General features: G+C 72.5%; 22 protein-coding genes. 13 read left to right on the forward strand and 9 right to left on the reverse strand.

What is annotated here, in order from left to right; all coding sequences use genetic code 11:
* Positions 1-80 precede the first annotated feature (80 nt).
* The 3 genes from AOQ37_RS19690 to AOQ37_RS19700 all read left to right on the forward strand — a co-directional run bounded on the left by AOQ37_RS19690 (position 81) and on the right by AOQ37_RS19700 (position 4488).
* A complete protein-coding gene (locus tag AOQ37_RS19690; RefSeq protein ID WP_062645874.1) occupies positions 81-1841 on the forward strand; it encodes a hypothetical protein in 1761 nt (586 codons plus the stop codon).
* A gap of 179 nt (positions 1842-2020) precedes the next feature.
* Positions 2021-3070 (forward strand): YncE family protein, encoded by a 1050-nt coding sequence (locus AOQ37_RS19695; protein ID WP_062645875.1) that lies wholly within the window; start codon positions 2021-2023, stop codon positions 3068-3070.
* A gap of 377 nt (positions 3071-3447) precedes the next feature.
* Positions 3448-4488 carry a zinc-dependent alcohol dehydrogenase gene (locus AOQ37_RS19700; RefSeq protein ID WP_062645876.1) on the forward strand — a complete coding sequence of 347 codons (1041 nt, stop codon included), beginning with the start codon at positions 3448-3450 and terminating at the stop codon, positions 4486-4488.
* A 293-nt stretch (positions 4489-4781) separates the two neighbouring features.
* Here AOQ37_RS19700 and AOQ37_RS19705 read toward each other — a convergent pair whose 3' ends face one another.
* Entirely contained in the window at positions 4782-5453 is a 672-nt protein-coding gene (locus AOQ37_RS19705; RefSeq protein ID WP_062645877.1) for a DUF4232 domain-containing protein, read from the reverse strand.
* Between the two features lie 251 nt (positions 5454-5704).
* On the opposite strand from AOQ37_RS19705, the gene AOQ37_RS19710 reads away from it, so the two are divergent.
* Complete coding sequence (locus AOQ37_RS19710; protein WP_078890270.1) at positions 5705-8011, forward strand: ATP-binding protein; 2307 nt, start codon at positions 5705-5707, stop codon at positions 8009-8011.
* 228 nt (positions 8012-8239) lie between these two features.
* Here AOQ37_RS19710 and AOQ37_RS19715 read toward each other — a convergent pair whose 3' ends face one another.
* Positions 8240-8596 (reverse strand): DUF6415 family natural product biosynthesis protein, encoded by a 357-nt coding sequence (locus tag AOQ37_RS19715; RefSeq protein ID WP_159401360.1) that lies wholly within the window; start codon positions 8594-8596, stop codon positions 8240-8242.
* A 365-nt stretch (positions 8597-8961) separates the two neighbouring features.
* Between AOQ37_RS19715 and AOQ37_RS19725 the strand changes: the two genes are divergently transcribed.
* The 5 genes from AOQ37_RS19725 (at position 8962) to hemC (ending at position 12684) form a co-directional block, all read left to right on the forward strand.
* On the forward strand, positions 8962-9942 hold the full coding sequence (locus AOQ37_RS19725; protein WP_062645880.1) for an ATP-dependent DNA ligase: 981 nt from the start codon (positions 8962-8964) through the stop codon (positions 9940-9942).
* Between the two features lie 154 nt (positions 9943-10096).
* The gene (locus AOQ37_RS19730; protein WP_062645881.1) at positions 10097-10873 is read left to right on the forward strand and encodes an NPP1 family protein; all 777 of its coding nucleotides are present in this window, start codon (positions 10097-10099) and stop codon (positions 10871-10873) included.
* An 80-nt stretch (positions 10874-10953) separates the two neighbouring features.
* The gene (locus AOQ37_RS19735) at positions 10954-11148 is read left to right on the forward strand and encodes a hypothetical protein (RefSeq protein ID WP_062645882.1); all 195 of its coding nucleotides are present in this window, start codon (positions 10954-10956) and stop codon (positions 11146-11148) included.
* A complete protein-coding gene (locus tag AOQ37_RS19740) occupies positions 11145-11612 on the forward strand; it encodes a GNAT family N-acetyltransferase (RefSeq protein ID WP_062645883.1) in 468 nt (155 codons plus the stop codon). Before AOQ37_RS19735 ends, AOQ37_RS19740 begins: the two co-directional genes overlap by 4 nt.
* A gap of 136 nt (positions 11613-11748) precedes the next feature.
* Complete coding sequence (gene hemC, locus AOQ37_RS19745) at positions 11749-12684, forward strand: hydroxymethylbilane synthase (protein WP_062645884.1); 936 nt, start codon at positions 11749-11751, stop codon at positions 12682-12684.
* Positions 12685-12720: 36 nt separating this feature from the next.
* Here the strand turns inward: hemC and AOQ37_RS19750 are convergent, their stop codons facing one another.
* The 4 genes from AOQ37_RS19750 to AOQ37_RS19765 all read right to left on the reverse strand — a co-directional run bounded on the left by AOQ37_RS19750 (position 12721) and on the right by AOQ37_RS19765 (position 15626).
* Entirely contained in the window at positions 12721-13242 is a 522-nt protein-coding gene (locus tag AOQ37_RS19750) for a hypothetical protein (RefSeq protein ID WP_062645885.1), read from the reverse strand.
* A 239-nt stretch (positions 13243-13481) separates the two neighbouring features.
* Positions 13482-14342 carry an ABC transporter permease gene (locus AOQ37_RS19755; protein WP_062645886.1) on the reverse strand — a complete coding sequence of 287 codons (861 nt, stop codon included), beginning with the start codon at positions 14340-14342 and terminating at the stop codon, positions 13482-13484.
* Complete coding sequence (locus AOQ37_RS19760) at positions 14302-15153, reverse strand: ABC transporter ATP-binding protein (RefSeq protein ID WP_062645887.1); 852 nt, start codon at positions 15151-15153, stop codon at positions 14302-14304. The genes AOQ37_RS19755 and AOQ37_RS19760 overlap by 41 nt, the downstream gene beginning before the upstream one ends.
* Entirely contained in the window at positions 15150-15626 is a 477-nt protein-coding gene (locus AOQ37_RS19765) for a MarR family winged helix-turn-helix transcriptional regulator (RefSeq protein ID WP_062645888.1), read from the reverse strand. Before AOQ37_RS19765 ends, AOQ37_RS19760 begins: the two co-directional genes overlap by 4 nt.
* 293 nt (positions 15627-15919) lie before the next feature.
* On the opposite strand from AOQ37_RS19765, the gene AOQ37_RS19770 reads away from it, so the two are divergent.
* The gene (locus tag AOQ37_RS19770) at positions 15920-16711 is read left to right on the forward strand and encodes a SigB/SigF/SigG family RNA polymerase sigma factor (protein ID WP_062645889.1); all 792 of its coding nucleotides are present in this window, start codon (positions 15920-15922) and stop codon (positions 16709-16711) included.
* A gap of 51 nt (positions 16712-16762) precedes the next feature.
* On the opposite strand, the gene AOQ37_RS19775 is transcribed toward AOQ37_RS19770, so the two are convergent.
* Entirely contained in the window at positions 16763-17098 is a 336-nt protein-coding gene (locus tag AOQ37_RS19775) for an ANTAR domain-containing protein (protein WP_062645890.1), read from the reverse strand.
* 105 nt (positions 17099-17203) lie between these two features.
* On the opposite strand from AOQ37_RS19775, the gene AOQ37_RS19780 reads away from it, so the two are divergent.
* Complete coding sequence (locus AOQ37_RS19780; RefSeq protein ID WP_062645891.1) at positions 17204-18007, forward strand: VOC family protein; 804 nt, start codon at positions 17204-17206, stop codon at positions 18005-18007.
* 158 nt (positions 18008-18165) lie between these two features.
* Here the strand turns inward: AOQ37_RS19780 and glgX are convergent, their stop codons facing one another.
* Together glgX and AOQ37_RS19790 are read right to left on the reverse strand one after the other, a co-directional pair.
* Positions 18166-20325 (reverse strand): glycogen debranching protein GlgX, encoded by a 2160-nt coding sequence (gene glgX, locus AOQ37_RS19785; protein WP_199825059.1) that lies wholly within the window; start codon positions 20323-20325, stop codon positions 18166-18168.
* 53 nt (positions 20326-20378) lie between these two features.
* A complete protein-coding gene (locus AOQ37_RS19790; protein ID WP_062645892.1) occupies positions 20379-20891 on the reverse strand; it encodes a hypothetical protein in 513 nt (170 codons plus the stop codon).
* A gap of 296 nt (positions 20892-21187) precedes the next feature.
* On the opposite strand from AOQ37_RS19790, the gene AOQ37_RS19795 reads away from it, so the two are divergent.
* Together AOQ37_RS19795 and AOQ37_RS19800 are read left to right on the forward strand one after the other, a co-directional pair.
* Complete coding sequence (locus AOQ37_RS19795; RefSeq protein ID WP_078890271.1) at positions 21188-21487, forward strand: DUF5133 domain-containing protein; 300 nt, start codon at positions 21188-21190, stop codon at positions 21485-21487.
* Positions 21488-21563: 76 nt separating this feature from the next.
* On the forward strand, positions 21564-23519 hold the full coding sequence (locus AOQ37_RS19800; RefSeq protein ID WP_062645893.1) for an alpha-1,4-glucan--maltose-1-phosphate maltosyltransferase: 1956 nt from the start codon (positions 21564-21566) through the stop codon (positions 23517-23519).

The raw sequence follows: 23519 nt of genomic DNA on the forward strand, positions 1-23519 counted from the left end.
ATTCGATAAGGCAAGCCTAACTTCCCTTTCTCTCCGCTTGCCGTGCGGCACATCTCTCTCATCTGCCAGGAGCATTTCTCATGATTTCGCACAGAATCGGCGGCCGGGTGCTCGCGCTCACCGCCGGAACCGCGCTCGGGCTCGGCACGCTCGCCGTGGCCCTGCCCGTCGCCGACGGCCCGGCCGCTTCCGTCGCGCTCGCCGCCGACGCGGTCACGCCCTCCGTCACGCTCGGCACGGACACCGTCCGGGCGGGCGGCGAAGTGCCCTTCACCGTCGCCGGGTTCCCGGCGGGAGGCACGCTCAGCGTCAAGTTCGACGACGCGACCCTGCTGAAGCAGTTCACGATCGGCGACGACGGAACCGTCACGGGGGCGGTGACCGTTCCGGCGGACGCGAGCGCCGGCGCCGGGCACTGGCTGCGGTTCCTCGCCCCGCAGACGAGTGTCCGGAGCGCCGGCCTCACCGTGACCACGGCTTCCGCCTCCCCCTCCCCCTCACCGTCGCCCTCGTCCGGCCCGGCCGCCGACCCCGCGGTGACCCTCACCGGCGGCGCGTCGGTCACCGCGGGCGGCAAGGTGGCGTTCCGCCTGTCCGGGTTCGCCGAGGGCCAGACGGTCACGGTGAAGCTCGACGACACCGCGATCCTCACCCGGTTCGGCGAGGCGGTCGCCGCGGACGGCACCTTCTCCGGTGCGGTGACGATCCCCGCGTCCACCTCGGCCGGGGCCCACTGGCTGCGTTTCCTGGCCCCGGACCCGGCGACCAGTCTCAGGGCCGACGTCGAGGTGAAGGCGGCCGCCAGCGGCGGTGGCAGCGGCGGCTCGAGCTCCGGCGGCAGCGGTTCCGGCGGTGGCTCGGGGGCGAGCGGCGGGACGGGTTCCGCGGGTGGGTCGGGTTCCACCGGCGGGTCGACCTCCACCGGCGGCTCGGGCAGCTCCGGTGGCGGATCCGGGTCGTCCGGATCGTCCTCCCCGTCGGCCTCCCTCACCGCGGGAACACGCGTCGCCGCCGGAGGCAAGGTCTCCTTCCGGGTGACCGGCTTCCCCGCCGGACAGCAGCTGACCGTCAAGCTCGACGACGCGGAGATCATCGGTCAGTGGCAGGGCGGCATCGGCTCGGACGGCACGTTCTCCGGCACGGTCACCGTCCCCTCGGACACCCCGGCCGGCGCGCACTGGCTCCGATTCCTCGCCCCGAACCCGGCGACCAGCCTGAAGGCGTCCTTCACGGTGACGTCCTCCTCAGGGTCCGCCACCGCGTCCGGCACCGGCCAGGACGGTGCGGCAGGCGCGTCGGCGACCCCCGTCCCGGCCGCGTCCGGTGGACCGGCCTCCGCCACCAACTCGGCGGGCGCGAAGGCCGGGATCACCGCCGACCAGGTGCAGGCGGGCGGCACGCTGCACTTCACGGTGACGAGATTCCCGGCCGGCCAGACCGTCACCCTCAAGCTCGACGACGAGGACATCCTCGGCCAGTGGAAGGCCGACGCACAGGGTTCGTACGAGGGTGACGTCACCGTCCCCGCGGACACCCCCACCGGCGCGCACTGGCTGCGTTTCCTCGCCCCGAATCCGCCGACCTCGCTGAAGGTCGCGTTCACCGTGACCGGCGCGGCCGGGACGGGTTCCACGTCCTCCTCGGCGACCACCGCGCCCGGCGCGCCCGACACGCCGCAGGAGCAGACCTTCGCGGCGGCGGCCTCGGCGCGGACTCCGGTCTCCTACGCCACCATCGCCTGGTCCGCGGCCGCCGCGGCGGCCGGCGGCGCCGCCGGGGCCGCGGCCACCACGCTGTTCGTCGTGCGCCGCCGCCCCGCAGCGGCCGGCACCGGCGACTGACGGACGCTCAGGCCGCGCAGAGCACCCAGACCCTCAGGCACTAAGGGCACTCAGGGCACTCGGGGTCCTCCGGCACTCGGACCCCCACAGGCCCGCACAAGCTCCGGCACGTTCCGTGCCGGTCGGGGCGCAACCCCGGATCTCTCATCTCACGCTGTACACGAAGGAGCACATCCATCATGACCACCCGTACCAGCCGTCGTCGCACCCCGGTCTCGGCCGCGATCGCCGTGACCCTCGCCGTCGGCAGCACCCTGACGCTCGCGGGGACCGCGTCGGCCCACCCGACGGCGTTCTCCGCGACGACCCTGCCGCTGGCGGCCGGGCAGTACCAGTCGGCGTACTCCGAGCGCAACGACGCGCTCTGGGTGACCACCGCCGTGGGCCGCGCGGCCACCAGCACCACCCTGCTGAAGGTCGACCCCGAGACCCTCACGGTCGAGCAGACCATCCTGCCCCCGGTCCTCGACGCCACCACCGGCGCCCGTGAGGCCGTGTACGGCGTGGCCGTCGACGACGAGCACAACACCGTCTGGGTGACCAACACCCGCAGCAACACCGTCGCCGTCTACAGCCAGCGGACCGGCGCGCACCTGGCCACGCTGCCGGACGTCGGGCACGCCCGCGAGATCGTCGTGGACGAGAAGCACGACACGGTGTGGGCCTCCGCGTTCAGCGCGGGCACGCTCGTCGCGTACGACTCCAGGACGCTCACGGAGAAGAAGCGCGTCACGGTCGAGGGCTCCGGCCCGGCCGGTCTCGCGGTCGACGAGAAGACGGGCACGGTGTACGCCACGGACCTCTCCAACGACCGGATCATCGAGGTGAACCGCGCCTCCGACACCCCGCGCCTCATCCCGACCGGCGACGGCCCGATCTCCATCTCGCTGTCGAAGAACGGCCGTACGGCCTACACCGCCGACCAGACGGCGGGCGGTGTCTCGGTCGTCGACCTGCGCACCGGCACCGTGACCAGGTCCGTCGCCACCGGCGCGGGCACCCTGTCGGTCGCCACCGACGACCGCTCGGGCGATGTCGTGGTGGTCAACCGCACCGCCGCCACCGCGACGGTGGTCGACCCGCGCAAGGGCGTCGTCGAGAAGACCGTCGCCACCGGCGCCAACCCCAACCACGTGGAGGTCGCCGACGGCGTCGCCTACGTGGTCGACAAGTCGGGCGCGGGCGCGAACGGCGAGGACCAGGTGACCGTGATCCGCCTCGGCCACTAGGCACGGCCGGGCCCCGGCAGGTTCGCACGCCTGCCGGGGCCCTCGGGCAGCGACCCGCGTCGGGGCCGGGACGCCCGGGACGCGCAGGTGGGCGGCCCGGGCCGCGCCGAGCGTGATCGGTGGCCGCCGGCCTGGATCGCCTGGATCGCCTGGCGGGACTCCGACCCGCACCCCGCTCGCCCGGGCGCCCACCGCGCCGCTTGCTTGACTCAAGTAATCCAAATATGCTTGCCTAACTCAAGCAATCCGGAGACCGCCTCGAGTGGAGTCGGCCCGCGTCCGCCCCTCTCCGCCCCGACCGGGCAGAGCTCCCGGACGGCTCCGGGCCCGCGACACCCGACTCCGGAAACGGGTTCCTCCAGCGAGAAAGGCCCCCCATGAGCACGATGAGGTCCGTCCGGACCGGTGCGGTCGGCAAGATCGAGGTCGTCGACGCCGAGCGGCCGGTGCCCGGCCCCAGGGACGCGCTCGTACGGATCCGCGCCTGCGGCATCTGCGGCACCGACGTCACCTTCCTGCGCATGGGCGGCATGCCCGCCCGGGCCCACCTGGGCGGCGAACTGATCCCCGTACCGCTGGGCCACGAGCCGGCCGGCGAGGTCGTGGAGGTCGGTGCCGAGGTGGCAGGCCTCGAGGCGGGCGACCGCGTGGTCGTCGACCCGCAGGCCGCGCCCACCGGCATCATCGGCTGCGGCGGCAGGTTCGGCGGGATGAGCGAGTACCTGCTGATCGAGAACGCCGAGGTCGGAAAGAGCGTCGCCGTCTTCCCCGACACCGTGCCGTTCGACGTGGCGGCGCTCAACGAGCCGCTCGCCGTGTCCCGGCACGCCGTCAACCGCTCCGGGGCGGGACCGGGCGACAAGGTCGTCGTGTTCGGCGCCGGGCCGATCGGTCTGGGCGCGGCGATCTGGCTGAAGCTGCGCGGTGTGGAGCACGTGGTGGTCGTCGACGTCATCCCCTCCCGGCTGGAGAAGGCACTGGCCGTCGGAGCGGACGCCGTCATCGATTCGGCCGAGGAGGACGTCGTCGCGCGGCTGACCGCTCTGCACGGGCAGAGCGCCAACGCCCTCGGCCAGCCCCGGCCGGGCACCGACGTGTTCATCGACGCGGCCGGCGCCCCGGCCGTCTTCGACACCGTGGTGCGGTCGGCGAAGTGGCACGCGAAGCTGGTCATGGTGGCCGTGCAGAAGAAGGGCGAGATCGACCTCGGCGGCATGCTCCGCAGCGAACTCACCCTCATCGCCTCCCAGGGCTACCCGACCGAGATCTTCGAGGTGACCCCTGAACTGGTCGAGCACCAGGAGCGGTTCGCCCGACTGATCAGCCACCGCGTGCCGTTCGCCGAGGCCGAACGCGCCTTCGAACTCGCCCTGACGCCGGGCGCGGCGGAGAAGATCGTGGTGACGCTGGACGACTGAGCGCCCCACCGGATGTGCCGCGCGACGGGCCGTCGTCGACCGACCGGAGCCGTCGTCGACCGACCGGAGCAGTCGTCGACCCGACCGGAGCAGTCTGTCGACCGACCGGGCCCGCCGCGGCCGGTCGTCCGGGCCCCCGCGCCGCTTCGGGGGCACGGCCGCCCGGCGGACCGGCGGTACGGCTGACGAGCCCGGTGGGCGCGCCGAAGGTCATCGCCGTCGAACTCCCGTGCCCTTGAGGAGCACGCCGACCCGCCGGGCTCCTCACCCGGTGCCCGGCGGTCGACTCGGACTCAGAAGTCGTCGGCGCCGTTACGGAGTTCGGGGGTCCAGTAGCCGGTGAGTGCCTTCGCCGGGTCGACGGCGATGCCGTCGCTGCCGGGGGCGGTGACGGCGATGACCGTGGAGTCGCCCTCCAGCACGAGGGAGAACGCCGACACGGGCTCGTTGTCCTCGTCGACCCCGCCGTCCGACACCTTCACCAGGGCGTAGGCAGGGGCGCCCGCCGCGAGCACGACCGGGGTGGCCGGCTTGCTCTTGGCGACGGACGGGACGTCCTCCTTGTGGCTCTCCAGGAACTGGAGGTGCGGCGCGCCCGCCAGTCGGCAGGACCGGCCGGAGGTGTTCTTCGCGGTGAGCACGAGGTGGGTGAAGGGCGGACCGTCCTGGGTGGCGGCGGTGACGGTGACGTCCTTGGCCGTGCACTGCGGGGTACCGGTGCTCGCCTGCTCGTCGGTCGAACCCGTGGAGCCGCCGGTGGCGTCGGAGTCCATCGAGTTCTCCGAGGCGGTCGAGCCCGCCCCCTCGGCGGTCGCCGCGGAGGTCGCCGAAGACGTCGTCGAAGAGGGCGCGGTGGCACCCGACGCGTTGTCGGAGTCGCCCTGGCAGGCGGTGAGGGAGAGGGCGAGAGCCGTGCCCACGACGGCGAACAGCGCGGTGCGGTGACGGTGGTGACGGATGTTCATGATGGGTTCCCCCGTGAAGATGCGAAGCCGCGGGCTCGTGCCGTCGGCTGTGTTCGTCCTGGTGACGCGGTCCGGCGCGGTGCGGTCCGGTGCGGTCCGGTGTTCCGTCGCCCGCGGGCGTCCCGCGCCTGACCTCAATCAATCACCGATGATCTTGAGAGCCCAGGCGGTTCCACCGGCAGAACTGCGGTCCGTCATACTTCTGCCGATGCTCGCGTTTCGGACGGGCGAAGTGATCGGGGACGTCGACGGTGCACGGTGGCACGCCTTCCACGCAGGACTTCGGACGGCGGCTGCGCCTCCTGCGTGCACGGGCCGAGCTGAGCCAGGAGTCCCTGGCGCACGAGGCCGGAGTGAGCGTCCGGGCCCTGGCCGACATGGAGCGCGGGCGCACCAGGGGGCCGCAGCGCCGAACGGTCCAGGCACTGGCCGAGGCCCTCGGGCTGGACGAGGACGAGACGGCGGGCCTGGAGAAGGCCGCCGCCAAGGGACGCCCGCGTCCTCGGGCGGGCACCGACCCGCACCCGCCCGTCGCGCTGGCACTGCCGCGTGACATCGACGACTTCACCGCCCGCGACGCGGCGCTCGCCCGGCTGCTGGAACTGGCGCGGGACACCGGTCAGGACCGGCCGCGGGTGGCCGTGGTCACCGGACAACCCGGCCTCGGCAAGACCGCGTTCGCGGTGCACGCCGCGCACCGTCTCACCCCGGACTTCCCCGACGGGCAGTTCGCGCTGGACCTGCATGGCATGGACGAGCGGCCCACCACCGCCCGGGACGCGCTGGCCCGGCTGCTCGGCGCCCTGGGGGTGGCCGACTCCGCGATACCGGCGGACCTCGACGACCGGGCGGGGCTGTGGCGTTCCCTGTCCGCCGGTCGACGGCTGCTCCTGCTGCTGGACAACGCCGCCGACGAGACCCAGGTCGGCCCGCTGCTGCCGGGCACCGGCCCCTCGCTGGCCCTCGTCACCAGCCGCCAGGCCCTGGCGGGTCTGACGTCCGTGCACCGCTGCGATCTGGCGCTGCTGCGGCGCGAGGAGGCGGTGGAACTGCTGACCCGCGTCGTCGGCGTCGACCGGGTGCGGGCCGAGGCGCAGGCCGCGCGCGACCTCGCCGAGCTGTGCGGGCATCTGCCGCTGGCCGTGCGGATCGTCGGCCAGCGGCTCCTCAGCCGGCCGCACGAACGGCTGGACAAGCTCGTCACCCGTCTCGCCTCCGAGGCGCGGCGGTTGGACGGCCTCCAGGCCGGAAACCTGCGGGTGCGGGCCGCCTTCGCGCTCTCGTACCGGCAACTGCGCGCGGACACACGGACGTTCCTGCGCCGCGCCGCCCTGGCGAGCGGCCCGCACTTCAGCCCGGAGACCGGCGCCCTCCTGGCCGGTCTGTCCTGGGAGGAGGCGGTCGCCTGCGCCGAGGAACTGACCGACGCCGGGCTGCTCCAGAGCGATCCCGCCGCCGAGCGCTACCGGTTCCACGACCTGCTCCGGCTCTACGCGGCCGAGCAGGTCACGGCCGAGGACGGCCCCGTGGTCCGCGACGCCGCCCTCGACCGGACCGCGCGCTGGATGCTCGCCCGGGCCACCGCCGCCGCGCTGCACTTCGACGCCGACCACGATCCGACCGCGCCGTCCGGCGATCCGGACCCGGACAGCGCGCCCACCGGGCGGGAGGAGGCACGGGCCTGGCTGGCGGCCGAGCGGGCCCAGTGGCTCGCCGCGCTGCGCCGGGCGCACGACACCGGAGGACACCGCGAGGTCCTCGACACGGCGGAGGCCATGCACTGGTTCTCCGACCTCTACCAGCACTGGGAGCAGTGGGTCGAGGTGTTCCGGCGTTCCTCCGACGCCGCCCGGGCGCTCGGCAGCCGGCGGGAGGAGGCGGTCCACCTCAACTACCTGGCCTGGGCCCACAATCTCTGCGTCCACGAGCCCCGGGCCGCCCTGGTCTGCGCCGACGCCGCGCTCGCGGCCGCCCTCGACTGTGAGGACGGACTCCAGCACGGCTGGGCACTCGCCTACGGCGCGGGGGCACTGCACCGGCTGGGCCGGATGGAGGAGGCGCACGCACGGCTGCGCGAGGCGGCCCGTCGGCTCGCCTCGCAGACCTCCCCGCAGGCCAGGCTGGCCGAGCTGTCCGTCCTCAACACCCTCGGCACGCTGCTGCGTCAGACCGGCCGGGCGGCAGAGGCCCTCGACGCCCACCGCCGCAGCGAGCGGATCTGCCGGGCGGGTGTACCCGGGCGGAAGGCGGAACTGATCGCGTTCTACCACGCTGTCGCCCGCCAGCAGATCGGCAACGACCTCGCGGCTCTGGACCGCCCGCAGGAGGCCGAGCCGCCGCTCCGGCAGGCCCTCGACTTCTTCGACGGGGCCCGGATGCCCGCCTGGGCCGAGCAGGCCCGGCTCGACCTGGGGCGAGTGCTGGGTGCGCTGGGACATCCGGAGGCCCGGGAGACGTTGCTCACCGCCCGTGACGCTCTGGTCGAGCTGAGGAGCCCGCGCCATGCGGAGGCCGCCACCGCGCTGGAAGCGCTCGATCTCGCCGCGTCCGAGGGGTGAGTCGCAGCGGGAGGCGGCAGGCTCGCCCGACGGCACCGGTGAGCCGCTCCGTCCCGGGCCCGTACCGGCGACGAGCGGCACGTCCGGGCGGCCGTCCGTCGTGCCGCCCGGGAACGGCCGGCTCGACAACTGCCCGCCCATGATCCGGTCGGCTCAACAACTGCCCGCTCAGGAACGGCCCACCCGGCGACTGCCCGCTCGGGAAGCGTCCGCTCAGGAGCCGTCCGCTCAGGAACGGTCGTGGTCCAGGATGTCGTGGTGGTCGCACAGGGCCGTCAGGGCGCGGGCCAGCCGACGGGCGAGGTCGGCCCCTTCATCCGGTGCCTGCCGGTCGGACACCTGCGGCAGACGCCTCGCCTCCCGCGCGCAGGCGAGTGCCGCACCGGCGGCTTGCTCGCCGCCCGGGAGCCGACGACCGGCCAGGCTCTCGACCTCGGGGATCATCACCGCGAGCTGACCGCGCAGTTGGGCGAGCAGGAGGTCCAGCTCATCGGCGCGCGGCGGCTCACCGAGGCCGAGGGCACGCCGTGCGGTCTCGCGCATCGTCACGACGTCTGCGGGGTCCTGCTCTCCACGAGCAGGCATGGGTGTGGCACCTTGCGTCATGCCCGCCCTTCGGGCCGAGGGCCGCGCGCGGATGCACCTCACCACGAGAAGTTTCCGGGACGTCGGCAGGCGGGGCCTCGAGGGACGGGACGTCGGGCATGACGGGACCTCGGCGGACGGGACGTCGCAGGCGTCGGGTCAGCAGGCGGGAAGTCAGCGGGCGGGACATCGGCAGGAGGGCACCACCCTGGCCGGGGCCGCGTCCGGCCGGTCGTGGCGGCCCGCCGGCCCGGCACCCGGCGCGTGACCCGGCGGCCACCGAGCGCACCGGCGGCACAGCGCCGTTCAGGCGAAACCGGGGCCTGTTCCGCGTGCGTCGGCCCGGCCGCGTCCACAACTCACCCATGCCCCTCCCTCTCATCGCACCGATGCTGGCCACCCCGGGCCGGCTGCCGCCCACCGCCCAGGACGCGCGCTGGGCCTACGAGACCAAGCAGGACGGGCAGCGGGCCCTGGTGTACCTCGCCGGAGACGGGAGCCTCACCCTGCGCGCCCGCTCGGGGGAGGACATCACCGGCGCCTATCCCGAGCTGCGGCCGCTGGCCGGGGCGCTGGGCACCGCGCCGGCCGTGCTGGACGGCGAGATCCTCGCCCTGGACTCCCGGGGACGGGCCGACTTCCAGTTGCTCCAGTCCCGGATGGGGCTGGCCGGGGCGCCGGTCAAGGCCGCGCGCCTGGCGGCGACGGTACCCGTGCACCTCGTGCTGTTCGACGTGCTGCACCTCGGGGGCCGGTCCCTCCTCCCGCTGTCGTACACCCGGCGCAGGGCCCGGCTGGAGGCGCTGGAGCTGGAGGGGCCGTTCTGGTCCACGCCGGGTGCCCTGGTCGGACACGGGCGGGAGGCCCTGGAGGCGACCCGCGCGCACGGTCTGGAGGGGCTGGTCTGCAAGCGTCTGGACTCGGTGTACGAGCCGGGGGTGCGGTCCCGCGCCTGGATCAAGATCCGCAACATGCGGGTCGCGGACGTCCTGGTCGGGGGCTGGCTGCCGGGCAAGGGACGGCTGACCGGGCTGCCCGGCGCCGTCCTGGTGGGGCAGCGGGCCGCGACCGGACTGCGGTACGTCGGCGGGGTGGGCACCGGCTGGAGCGAGGCCGAGCGGGTCGAACTCGCCGCCCTGCTGCGGGCCGCGGCGACCTACGAGTGCCCCTTCGACACCGTGCCCCAGGCACCGGGCGCGCGGTGGGTGGTGCCCCGGCTGGTCGGGGAGGTCCGGTACAGCACGCGGACCCGGGCGGGGCTGCTGCGTCAGCCGTCCTGGCTCCGACTGCGGCCGGATCTGACACCCGAGGAGTCGGCGGCGGATCTGCCGGACATTTCCGCCTGACCCCGTCCCGGCAGCCAACTATTGGGCTGCGCTTCACCACTGATACGCCTGCGACCTCTTGGCGTGGGAGGGAAAACCCGGGAAGCTGAGCTGCTTTTCAACTCCCTCTCCCCACACAGCCGTTCGGCTGCGCCCGAACCCCGAGGAGGACGCAGTGTCGTCATCGAAGTCCAAGGTCCACCGCCGGAGGTGGCTCACCGGGTTCGCCGGTGCCGCCGCGCTCGTCATCGCCTTCCCCACCGCGGCCTTCGCGGCCCCGCCGACCGCCCTGCCGTCGAACGCCGAAGCCGCCGAACTGACGTATCAGCCCGCGTTCGACTACGACACGGACGGCTGCTACTCGACCCCGGCCATCGGCCCCGACGGCACGATCAACGGCGGACTGAACCCGACCGGCGCCCTCAACGGCAGCTGCCGGGACGCCTCCGACCTGGACAACACCAACAGCTACTCGCGCTACAAGTGCAACAACGGCTGGTGCGCGTACCTGTACGGCCTCTACTTCGAGAAGGACCAGGCCCTGGCGGGCAGCAGCATCGGCGGGCACCGGCACGACTGGGAACACGTCGTGATCTGGGTGCAGAACGGCCAGGTCCAGTACGTCTCGACGTCCAACCACGGCTCGTTCACGGTGACCGCGGCCTCCGGCGTCCGCTTCGACGGCTCGCACGCCAAGATCGTCTACCACAAGGACGGCATCAGCACGCACTGCTTCCGGCTGGCGAACTCCAACGACGAGCCCCCGGAGAACCACAAGGGCACCTGGCAGTACCCGCCGCTGGTCGGATGGAACGGCTACCCGGCGGGTCTGCGGGACAAGTTGAGCGCGTACAACTTCGGCAGCGCCAACTTCGGTCTGAAGGACGCCAGCTTCGTCAGTCACCTCTCCTCGGCGAAGCCGTCCGGGATCGCCTTCGACCCCGCCGCGTGATCCCCGGCCGCCGTCCGCGGGCCGGGGTGCGCGGCCCCCGACCGTGGACGGCGGCGCACGCACACCCCCATGATGTCCGGATGGATCTTCACGACGAACTGCCGCCGACCGTGCCGACGAAGGGATCGCTCGCCCTCGCCGAGGATCGTCCCGCCCGCACCGCACGGCCGTCGGGCACCCGGCAGGTCGCCGGACACCCGGTCACGCCGTACGCCTTCGCGGGGCCCGAGCGGACCGCGCGGGGCACGGACACGGCCGAGGGGGACGTCAGGTGAGCGCCGCCGCACGGGTCCGGCACGCCGAGCGGTCCGATCTGGCGCGGGTCGCCGAACTCGCCGCCCAGCACGCGGAGTACGAACGTGCCGCCCCGCCCGTGCCCGACCTGGCGAAACGGCTCGCCGGGCTGCTCTTCGACGCCCCGGCGCCCCGGCTGTACTGCCTGGTCGCCGCACTGCCCGACGGCGAGGTCGTCGGCTACGCGACCTGCGCGCCCGAACTCTCCACCTGGGAGGGCCGTGAGTACCTCCACATGGACTGTCTGTTCCTCACCCCCGGCCATCGCGGACTGGGCCTGGGCGCCCTGCTGATGGGGGCCGTGGCGGCGCAGGCCCGGAGTCTGGGCATGAGCGAGGTGCAGTGGCAGACGCCCGCCTGGAACGAGGGGGCGATCCGCTTCTACGCCCGGCTCGGCGCCCTCGGCACCGACAAACGGCGTTTCGTCCTCGACGTCACGTCCTGACAGCGCGAAACAGCGCGAACGCGGCCGCCCGCACGCGTCCGTACGCCCGCGACCCCGCCGCCGACGGGCCGGCGGCCCGTGGCCGAAAGCCACCAGCGGCACGGGACACGGCCTCCGAGGGTCTATCGTGTCCCGCATGTCCGTTCCGGAATTGATCCGTGTCGTCTCCCGTGACTCGCCCATGGCGCTGGCCCAAGTAGAGCGCGTACGCGCGGAGTTGGCCGCCCTGCACCCCGGTGTCCGTACCGAGGTCGTCCCCGTGAAGACGACCGGCGACAAGTGGATGGGCGACCTGTCACAGGTCGAGGGCAAGGGCGCCTTCACCAAGGAGGTCGACGCGGCGTTGCTGGCCGGCGTCGCGGACCTCGCGGTGCACTGCGTCAAGGACGTGCCGGCGGACCGGCCGCTGCCCGCGGGCACGGTGTTCGCCGCGTTCCTCGAACGGGACGACATCCGGGACGCCCTGGTGCACCCGGGTGGCCGCACCCTGGACGAGCTCCCGGCCGGGACGCGCATCGGCACCTCCTCGGTGCGCCGGGTCGCCCAGCTCGCCGCCACCCATCCGCACCTGGAGTGCGTGCCGTTCCGGGGCAACGCCAACCGGCGGCTGGAGAAGCTGGCGGCCGGCGAGGCGGACGCGCTGCTGCTCGCCGTGTCCGGGCTCGAGCGCATCGAGCGGCAGGACGTCATCACCGAGGTGCTGTCGCCGGAGACGATGATGCCGCCGATCGGCGCGGGCATCCTCGCCCTCCAGTGCCGCGAGGGCGACACCGACGTCATCGACGCGGTCAGCGGGCTGGGCGATCCGGCCACCCATCGGGAGGCCACGGCGGAACGCATGTTCCTGCATGTGCTCCAGGGGCACTGCAACAGCCCGATCGCGGGCTTCGCGCGCGTGGACCGCAGCGGTGAACTGTCCCTGCGTGCCTGCGTGTTCACCCCGGACGGGAAGACCCGGCTGAACGCCCACGAGTGGGCGGGCCGGCTCGACCCGGCGACGCTCGGCACCTCGGTGGCGGTGTCGCTGCTGCGTCAGGGCGCGCGCGAGATCATCGACGGCATCCCGCACTGACGTCGGGCGCGCAGCCGTCTCGGGCGCGCACCGGCGTCAGGCGCTGCCCTCTTCGGCCTGGTCCCGCAGGAAGTTGCTGACCTGGTGGGCCAGGCTGTCGCGGCCCGCACCGGCCGGGGTCCCGCAGGAACCCTCGCCCAGGCCGATGCCGCCCGTCCACAGCCGGCGGTCGGCCCAGTCGTCGTCGACCCGCAGCTGGATCTGGACGTCCACCTGGGCGAGCGAGGCCTCGGGGCCCGCCGCGTAGAGCACGGCGGTGGCGCGGCGCAGCGGGTAGACGTCGAAGCCCTCGATGAACTGCGAGTTGCGCCAGTCGATGAACGCGCTCTCGCCGTCGGGCCCGAGACGTACGTCGATCTGCCCGTCCTCGAGGTGGATCGTGGAGTTGCTGTCGCCCCGGTTCTCGACGGTCACCCGCAGGCAGAAGTACGTGAGCCCCTCTGCGGCGTCGTCGCGTCCTCTGGGCGGCTCACTCTGCTCCAGGCGGTGGACGCGGACCCGCAGACCGGCATGCGCGTCGTACTCCTGCCAGTCCCCGACCACGTTCGGCTCGTACACAGTCCACCTCTCGACTTCTACCGGCTGCTTCCTATCCGTGCGCCGATCGCACTGTCAAATGAGCAGAATGCGCTGTGGCCAGGGAATTCATCCCTTTTGATCGCTGATCAAGCCGTGCCCAGGCAGAATCCGCCGACGGGCCCCGCGGGGGTTCACCCCGGGCGTGCCGTACATCACGTTCCCGCGCAAGATCACCGGGCCGGCCTTCGGCTTCGCGGGGCGACGCCCGCCGGGCCGGCTCAGCGGGCCAGTCGGCCCAGGAGCGAGGAGGCCGCGGCGATGCCGAGCGCGGCGGCCACGATCAGCACCCCGAAGTCGAGGGCGAGATGCGCGGGCGTGCCGAGGAGCAGCCCCCGCAGCGCGTCCACCTCGTAGCTGAGCGGGTTGACCTTGCTGACTGCCTGGAGCCAGCCCGGCATGATGTCGACCGGGTAGAGCGCGTTGGAGCCGAAGAACAGCGGCATGGTGATGGCCTGGCCGAAGCCCATGAGGCGGTCGCGGCTGAGGACGATGCCCGCGATGGTCATCGACAGACAGGAGAAGAAGGCCGAGCCGAGCACGACGATCGCGGCGACGCCGAGCAGTTTCAGCGGGTTCCAGGTCAGGGCGACGCCGAGCAGGGCGGCGATGACGACCACGACGACCGCCTGGATCACCGACTTCACCCCGGCCGCGAACGCCTTGCCGGTGATCAGCGCGGAGCGCGGGGTCGGCGTGACGAGCAGTTTGTTGAGCACGCCGGCGTCCCGCTCCCAGATGATCTGGATGCCGTAGAAGATGGCGATGAACATCGCGGACTGGGCGATGATGCCGGGCGCGAGGTAGTCGATGTAGGGGATGCCGCCGGTCGGGATCGCCTTGATGCGGGTGAAGGTCTGGCCGAAGATCAGCAGCCACAGGGCGGGCTGGACCGCCCGGGTGTAGAGCTCGGTGCGGTCGTGGCGCAGCTTCTGGAGTTCGACGGCGCACAGGGCGGCGACCCGGGCGGGCAGCAGCCGCCAGCCGACGCGGGCCCGGGGCGCCCGCAGCAGCAGGTCTATGTCCTGCGGACGGGCGCGGTCAGCCGACGCGCTGAGCGGTGCGGCGGGTGCTTCGGACATCGCGGAAATCTCCTGCCTGCTCGTCGAGGCCGCTGCCGGCGACCTCCCGGAAGACGTCCTCCAGGGTCGGCAGCGGGGCCGTGGCCGGCGCGCCCTCGGCGCGTCGGCGTTCCCCGAGTCCCTGCCGGAGCTCGGCGGGGGTGCCGAGGGCGCGGATCCGGCCGCGGTGCATGAGGCCGACCCGGTCGCAGTACTGGTCGGCCTCGTCCATGTAGTGCGTGGTCACCAGGACGGTCATGCCGGTGGCCTCGCGCACGGCGGTGATGTGCTCCCAGACACCCGTCCGGGCGATCGGGTCGAGGCCGATCGTCGGCTCGTCGAGGATCAGCAGCCGGGGCGCGCTGACCAGGGCCTGGGCGAGTTCGAGACGCCGGACCATGCCGCCGGAGTAGGTGCCGGCGAGCCGGTCGGCGGCGTCCGTGAGACCGACGGCGCCCAGCGCCTGGCCGACGCGTGCGGCGCGCTCGCGCCGGGGCACGTCGAAGACGCGGGCGAACAGCGAGACGTTCTCCCGGCCCGTGAGCCCCGAGTCGGCGGACAGCTGCTGCGGTACGTAGCCGAGCAGCCGCCGTACGGCCATCCGGTCGCCGGCGGCGTCGTGCCCGAAGACGCGCACCATGCCGGACGGGACGGGCAGCAGGGTCGTGACGCAGCGGATGGCGGTGGTCTTGCCCGCGCCGTTGGGCCCGAGCAGGCCGAAGACCTCGCCCTCCCGGACGGTCAGATCGAGCCCGTCGACCGCCTTCGTGTCCCCGAAGGCGTAGGCGAGCCCGGTGCAGGCGACGGCGTCCGCGGTGCTGTCGGTCGTCATGACTCCTCGGCCTCCTCGTGCCGGGTGACGGCGAGCGCGCGCAGGGCGGGGAGCGCCGCGCGCAGCGCCTCCCGGTCGGCGGCGTCGAGGCGGGCGAGCTGCCGGCCGACGAGCGCGGCACGCCGCTCCCGCCATGCCCGCAGCCGGGTCTCGGCCGCCTCGGTGAGCAGCAGCCGGGCGGCGCGGCGGTCGGCGGGATCGGTCTCGCGGACCAGGTAGCCGTCCTTGACCAGCTGGTTGACGAGGGTGGAGACGGAGTTGCCCGCCAGGTACAGCTCCTTGGCCGCGTCCGAGACGCCGATGCCGGGCCGCGCCTCGACCAGGCGCAGCAGCTCGACCTCGGCGCCGCGCAGTCGCGGGACGGTCAGACCGGCCCGCAGCCGCCGCCTGAGCAGCCGCTGGACGCCGACGAGCGCGTCGGCGAGCTCTTCCGGGAACGCCTCGGGGTCCCCTCGTTCCTTCTCCGGATCCACGCGGCGAGATTACCTCTGTGTCAGAGGTAATCCACCCAAGAACCGGTCAAGAGACCCCCACATGCGCCCCGGAGGCACCCGGAGACAGACGCTAGAGGCATCAAAACGGGAGATAAGCGGAGAAATTGTTTCAAGAGGTCTGATAACGGGAATCCGAACAACAGTGCTTCGGACAGGAGGCACGTCCGTGGGACCCCGCCGCGCGGCCGGTCCCGGGTGTCCTCCCGTCGTGTCCGGTGCGCGGCTCCCACGGTGTACGGCCACCGAGCACCCTTCCGAGGAAGGCGCGCGTGATGCGTAGCACCGTCAGAACCAAGCAGCACCCCCACGACGACGCGCCGGACACCGGCGAGGCCTTCGTGCGGCTCGCCGGTCTGTCCGACGGGCAAGAGCGGCAGGCGCTCAAGGACGAGCTGGTCCGCCTGTGGCTGCCCATGGCCGAACGGATAGCCGTCCGCTTCCGGGGACGCGGCGAGAACCTCGAGGACCTGTACCAGGTCGCCGCCCTCGGACTCGTCAAGGCCGTCGATCACTACGACCCGGACCGGGGCCGTGCCTTCGAGGCGTATGCGGTACCGACGATCACCGGTGAGATCAAGCGGCACTTCCGCGACCACATGTGGACGCTGCACGTACCGCGTCGGGTCCAGGACCTGCGCAACCGGGTGCGGAACGCCACGAAGGAGCTCTCGCAGACGACTCCGGGACGACCGCCCACCATCGCCGAGATCGCCGTGTACGCGCAGCTGACCGAGGACGAGGTGCGCACCGGCGCGGAGGCGCTGGAGTGCTTCTCCGCGCTGTCGCTGGAGGCCGAGCTGCCCGGCACCGACGGCTACGCGCTGGAGGACGCGCTGGGCGACCCCGATCCCGGTTATGACGCCGTCGTCGACCGGGTGGCCGTGGCGCCCTGTCTGCGGGCCCTGCCGGAGCGCGAGCGGACCATCCTCTACATGCGGTTCTTCGCGGGCATGACGCAGAGCCGGATCGCGGAACAGCTGGGCATCTCGCAGATGCATGTCTCGCGCCTGCTCAGCGGCTGCTTCGCGCGACTGCGCGAGGAGATCGCCGACGAGGCGGACTGACCGCACCGGGCTCGCGGACCGGACGCACGATCCGCAGGCGCGGACCGGCTCTCACTCCAACGGCGGTGCGCCGGGGATCTGGGTGGGGCCGTGCCGGTCCAGAAGGTCCTCGAGTTCCGCGCGGATCTCCTCGGGCATGTCCCCCAGCCGGCCCCAGACGAGGATCAGTTCGGCGACGTTGCGCAGCTTGATGTTGGTGTGCTGGGAGAGCTCCCTCAGCACGACCCAGCCCTCGTCCGGCGTCATCCGCCCCAGCGCGACCACCACGCCGATCGCCTGGTCCACCACGGCGTGGGAGGCGATGGCCTCCTTCAGCTGGTCGATCTCCTCCTGGAGCGCGAAGATCCGGGCCGTTTCGTCGGGTGTTCCGCGCGGTACTCGTGCCACCGCTCCATCGTGCCACCGGGTGGCTCGGCAGGCGCCCGGGGCCGTTCCGGCCGGACACTGGTGGCAGCCCCGCCCACCGGACGAGAGACCAGGAACCCGAGTGCCATGAACCGTCGCCCGCCATCCGCCCCCGGTGCACGGGGAACCGTTTCCCCGCACTCCGCATTCGGCGCGCCCTGCTGGGTGAGTCTCACCAGCCGTGATCTGGACGCCACGCAGGAGTTCTACGGGGCCGTCCTCGGCTGGGAGTGGCGCCGGGGCGTGCTCGGTGACCACTTCCGCACGGCACTGGTCGGCAATGTGCCGGTCGCCGGGGTGGCCGCCGTCGCCGCGATGTGGCAGATGGCGGTCGCCTGGACGCCGTACTTCGCCGTTCCGGCCGCGGACGACGCGGCGTCCCGGACCCGGGAGCGCGGCGGGACCGTGGCCGTGGGACCGATCTCGCTGCCGCCGGGCCGGGCGGCCCTGCTGGCCGACCGGGACGGCGCGACCTTCGGCGTCTGGGAGGGCGAGCTGATCGGCAACTGGAAGGCCTGGCGGCAGGACGCGCCCGCCTTCGTCCGGCTGCACACCCGGGACGCCTTCGACTCCGCCATCTTCTACGGGGAGATCCTCGACTGGGCCACGGACCGTCCCGGCTGCGTCGAGGTCCACTACGAGGGCGGCGAGGTCGTGCTGCGCAGCCAGGGCGATGTCGTCGCCCGGATCGAGTCGGGCGCGCTGGAGGCGGCGCCCGACCCGACGATCCGCCCGCACTGGCAGGTGCACTTCGCCGTCGCGGACGTGACGGCCTGTGCCCGGGCGGCCGAGAAGCACGGCGGCAGCGTGCTGATCGAGACCGGTCACGAGGCCGTGCTGCGCGACCCGGACGGCGCCCAGTTCACGGTGACCTCACGCCGGGAGCGCTGAGCTTCACGGTTACCGCACGTACCGCTCGCGGTGAGCGCTGACCGGCCGGTGGTCCCGACTCCGGGCTCCCGCCCCGGGCCGACACCACCGGCCCGGGGCGGGAGCCCGGACATCCCGGCCGGAGCGTTGCGGCCCCGCCCCGGGCCAGGACACCGCGGTCAGGACGACGTGGTCCGCTCGCCCGCGTCCGTGCGGCGCGGGGGCCGGGACAGCACGATCAGGCTGCGGGCCGCGAGCGTCACCTCCGCGCCCGCCTTGTACTCCGTCTCGTCCGGACCGCCGTCGGGCTCCGCCGTCTCGACGCGGACCGTCCAGCGCTCGCCGTACTCGACGCCGGGCAGCCGGAAGACGACAGGTTCCCAGTAGCTGTTGAACAGCAGCAGGAACGAGTCGTCCACGACGGGCCGGCCGCGGGGGTCGGGTTCGGCGATCGCGTCGCCGTTGAGGAAGACACCGACGCTGTGCGCGTCGTCGCGGTGCCAGTCGCGGTCCGTCATCTCGCGCGCGTCCGGCAGCAGCCAGACGAGATCGGGCAGCGGCTGCCGGGCGTTCCTGACGGTCTCGCCCCGGAAGAAGCGCCGCCGGCGCAGCACGGGGTGGGCGCGGCGCAGCGCGACGAGGCGCCGGCAGAAGTCGGCGAGATCACGCTGCTCGTCGGTCAACCGCCAGTCGACCCAGGAAACTTCGCTGTCCTGGCAGTAGGCGTTGTTGTTGCCGCCCTGGGTGCGGCCGAGTTCGTCGCCGTGGCCGATCATCGGGATGCCCTGCGACAGCAGCAGCGTGGCGAACAGGTTGCGCTGCTGCCGGGCCCGCAGCGCGAGGACCTCCGGACGGTCGGTGGGCCCCTCTGCCCCGCAGTTCCAGGAGCGGTTGGTGCTCTCGCCGTCCCGGTTGCCCTCGCCGTTGGCCTCGTTGTGCTTGTCGTTGTACGAGACGAGGTCACGCAGGGTGAAACCGTCGTGCGCGGTGACGAAGTTGACGCTCGCGCGCGGACGGCGCCTGCTGTGGCCGTACAGGTCGGCGGAGCCGGTCAGCCGGGAGGCGAACTCGGCGAGCGAACCGGGTTCCGCGCGCCAGAAGTCGCGTACCGCGTCGCGGTAGGGGCCGTTCCACTCCGACCACAGCGGCGGGAAGTTGCCCACCTGGTAGCCGCCCTCGCCGACGTCCCAGGGCTCGGCGATGAGCTTGACGCGGCTGATCACCGGGTCCTGCTGGATGAGGTCGAAGAACGCCGACAGCCGGTCCACCTCGTGGAACTGGCGGGCGAGGGTGGCCGCGAGGTCGAAGCGGAAGCCGTCGACGTGCATCTCCGTCACCCAGTACCGCAGCGAGTCCATGATCAGCTGGAGGACGTACGGGTGCCGCATGAGCAGACTGTTGCCGGTACCGGTGGTGTCGTAGTAGTGGGCCCAGTCGCCGTCCACGAGCCGGTAGTAGGAGGCGTTGTCGATACCGCGGAAGGAGAGGGTGGGGCCCTTCTCGTTGCCCTCGGCGGTGTGGTTGTAGACGACGTCGAGGATCACTTCCAGGCCGGCCGCGTGCAGCGCCTTCACCATGGACTTGAACTCTGTGACCTGCTCGCCGCGGGTGCCCTGGGCTGCGTAGGCGTTGTGCGGGGCGAAGAAGCCGATGGTGTTGTAGCCCCAGTAGTTGGACAGGCCCCGGTCGGTCAGTACACCGTCCTGCACGTACTGATGCACGGGCATCAGCTCGATCGCCGTCACGCCCAGCGAGGTGAGGTGCTCGGTCACCGCGGGGTGCGCGAGACCGGCGTAGGTGCCCCGCAGCTCGGGCGGCACCTCGGGATGCGTGCGGGTCAGACCACGGACGTGGGCCTCGTAGATCACCGTGTCGGCGTAAGGGCGCCGCGGCGGCTCGTCGTCACCCCAGTCGAAGGCGGCGTCGGTGACCACGCCGAGCAGGGTGTGCCCGGCGCTGTCCGCCGGGTCGGGGCGGTCGCCGGCCCGCTCGAACAGGGAGGCGTGGTTGTCGATCTGGCCGTCGACGGCACGTGCGTAGGGGTCGAGAAGCAGTTTCGCCGGGTTGCACCGGTGTCCGGAGCCGGGGTTCCACGGCCCGTGCACCCGGAAGCCGTAGCGCTGCCCGGGACCGATCCCGGGCAGGTAGGCGTGCCAGACGAAGCCGTCGACCTCGGTCAGCGGGACACCGCGGGTGGTGCCGTCGTCGTCGACGAGAACGAGGTCGACGCGTTCGGCGACCTCGCTGAACAGCGCGAAGTTGGTGCCCTGCCCGTCGAAGTCGGCGCCCAACGGGAAGGGGTGCCCGCTCCAGGCGGGCACCCCGGCACTCCGGTCCATCCGGTCCGTCCGGTTCCTGCGGTCCTTGCGGTCCTTCCGGTGCGGCCGTGAGGTCACAGGGCGGCCTCCAGGGCGCCGCGCGCCTCGTCCGCCGGGGCGGCCAGGGCCGCCGCGGGCAGCTCGCGGGGTACTTGGCGCATCTCGCGCAGGCTCGGCGTCGGCCCGGTCGGGACCAGCGGGACGCGTTCGCCGGAGCGGGCCCGCTGGGAGAACCAGATGACGTTGCTCCCGGTGCCGGTGGCGCAGCAGCCCCAGCCGTCGCTCATGACGGCGATGCGCTCCAGGCAGGCCCGCAGGTCCAGGTCGGGGCGCAGTCGGCGGTCGCCGCCCCCGATCGCGGTGATCAGGTGCTGGCCGTTCCACCACATCTCGATCGAGGTGTGCTTGTCCGTGGCGTGTTCGTCGATGGCGGTCAGCAGCATCTCGGCGCCGCGGCAGACGGTCTCGACATGCGAGTCGAGGTCCCAGTAGGACAGGTGAGCGGCCAGGATGCGCCTGACCTGTCCGACCCGTTCCGGACAGACGTCCACGTCGAGGTGGTAGTAGCAGGGAACTGCTGTCTTCATCGTCGTTCGCTCCTCACCGGCGAGGCTCTCACTTCTCCTCGGCCCGACGGGCCGGGTTTCCCACACGAAGCGTGAGCGGTTGTCGCTCCAGAGTCACAACCACAGTGGGGCTGCTACGCCATTCGTGCAACACGAGCACACCACATACAAGATCCAACAGGACGTTGGGTGATGCGCCGTGCACCATAAGTGAAGGCCACGGGAGGCTGGTCGTTTTCGCGCCTCCGCGCCTCGGGTCCATCGGCCGCCTCGAGCGACCTCCCTCGTGCTTGAACTCCCGGAAGGTGCACAGCGCGATGCTTCAACCAGCGAAGACAGAAGTCGCCAGGACCTTGCGCAGTTACCGGGCCTGGGAGCGCGACATGCTGACGCATCCCGACGACCGCACCGCGCGGGCCGCGTTCGAGGACTGCGGCTACACCCTCTGCGTGCTGATGGGCAAGCGCTGCGCGCGGGAGGCCGCGGACGCCGCCGAGCAGTATCTGCGGGCCGGCGGGGACGCCCTCCACCGGGAGCGCTGGAGCCTGAACCGGAGAAACGGCGGCACGCGGCTCTCCGCGACCCGGCCGCTCCCCTGCCTGCCCGCGGAGACGTAGCGCTCCGCGCGGGTGCCGTCGGTTTCGCCCAACACCGGGCGGACCAAGCCATTTTCGAGTCAGCGGAGGTGCAAGGGTGAAGTCCACCAGGGCGATCGGCCGTATCCCGGTACGGGACGTCGAACCGCGCGTGGAGTGCGGCAGGCGGCCGGCGAAAGCCGTGACCGGGGAGACGGTGCGGATCTCCGCGACGGTGTTCCGCGAGGGCCATGACGCCATCGGCGCCAACGTGGTCCTCAAGAACCCGGACGGCGGCCGCGGGCCCTGGACCCCCATGCGCGAGCTCACTCCCGGCAGCGACCGCTGGGGAGCCGATGTGACCCTGGAGGCCATGGGCCGCTGGACCTACACCGTGGAGGCCTGGAGCGATCCGATCGCCACCTGGCGCCACCACGCGGAGATCAAGATCCCGGCCGGGATCGACCCGGGTCTGGTCCTGGAGGAGGGCGGTCAGCTCTACGAGCGGGCGGCCGCCCGGGCCCCGCGCGGCCCGGAGCGCACCCTGCTGCGCGAGGCGGCGAAGAAACTGCTCGACGACTCGGCTCCGGTGGCCGAGCGCTACGCGGCGGCGCTGGCTCCGGAGGTCGACGCCGTGCTCGGCCGGTATCCGCTGCGCGAGCTGGTCACCGCGTCCGAGCCACTGCCCCTGCTCGTCGAACGCGAACGTGCCCTGTACGGCGCCTGGTACGAGTTCTTCCCCCGCTCCGAGGGGACCCCCGAGCGCCCGCACGGCACCTTCCGCACCGCCGCGCGCAGGCTGCCCGCCATCGCCGCGATGGGCTTCGACGTCGTCTACCTCCCGCCCATCCACCCCATCGGCACCACCTTCCGCAAAGGCCGCAACAACACGTTGAACGCCGGCCCGGACGACGTCGGTGTGCCCTGGGCCATCGGCTCGCCGGAGGGCGGCCACGACGCCGTCCACCCGGAGCTGGGCACGCTGGAGGACTTCGCCTGGTTCGTGGAGCGGGCGGGTGAGCTCGGCCTGGAGATCGCCCTCGACTTCGCCCTCCAGTGCTCCCCCGACCACCCCTGGGTGCACAAGCACAGCGAGTGGTTCCACCACCGGCCGGACGGGACCATCGCCTACGCCGAGAACCCGCCGAAGAAGTACCAGGACATCTACCCCCTGGCCTTCGACGCCGACATGAAGGGCCTGGTCGCCGAGACGGTACGGGTGCTGCGGCACTGGATGTCGTACGGGGTGCGGATCTTCCGGGTCGACAACCCGCACACCAAACCGGTCGTGTTCTGGGAGCGGGTCATCGCGGACGTCAACCGCACCGACCCCGACGTGATCTTCCTCGCCGAGGCCTTCACCCGCCCCGCGATGATGCACGCCCTCGCGCAGATCGGCTTCCAGCAGTCCTACACGTACTTCACCTGGCGCAACACCAAGGACGAGCTCACCGCATACCTGACCGAGCTCTCGGGGGACGCCGCCTCCTACATGCGGCCCAACCTGTTCGCCAACACCCCGGACATCCTGCACGCGTATCTCCAGCACGGCGGCCGCCCCGCCTTCGAGATCCGCGCCGTCCTGGCCGCCACGCTCTCACCGACCTGGGGCGTCTACAGCGGCTACGAACTCTGCGAGGGCACCCCGCTGCGCGAGGGCGGCGAGGAGTACCTCGACTCGGAGAAGTACCAGCTCAAACCCCGTGACTGGGAGGCGGCCGAACGCGAGGGCCGCAGCATCGCCCCGCTGATCACCCGGCTCAACGAGATCCGCCGGGCGAACCCGGCACTGCACTGGCTGCGGAACCTCCGTTTCCACGGTACGGACAACCCGTCCGTCATCGCGTACAGCAAGCGTGCGGGTTCGAACACGGTTCTGGTGGTCGTCAACCTCGACCCCCACCACACCCAGGAGACGACGGTGTCGTTGGACATGCCGCAACTCGGCCTGGACGACGGCGCGTCCCTGACCGTGCACGACGAACTGACCGGCGAGACGTACGCCTGGGGCAGGACGAACTACGTGCGCCTGGAGCCCGGCCGGACACCTGCCCACGTGTTCCACGTCCGGTGA

Origin of the sequence: Streptomyces maremycinicus (assembly GCF_001184025.1) — a bacterium.
GTDB classification, from domain to species: domain Bacteria; phylum Actinomycetota; class Actinomycetes; order Streptomycetales; family Streptomycetaceae; genus Streptomyces; species Streptomyces maremycinicus.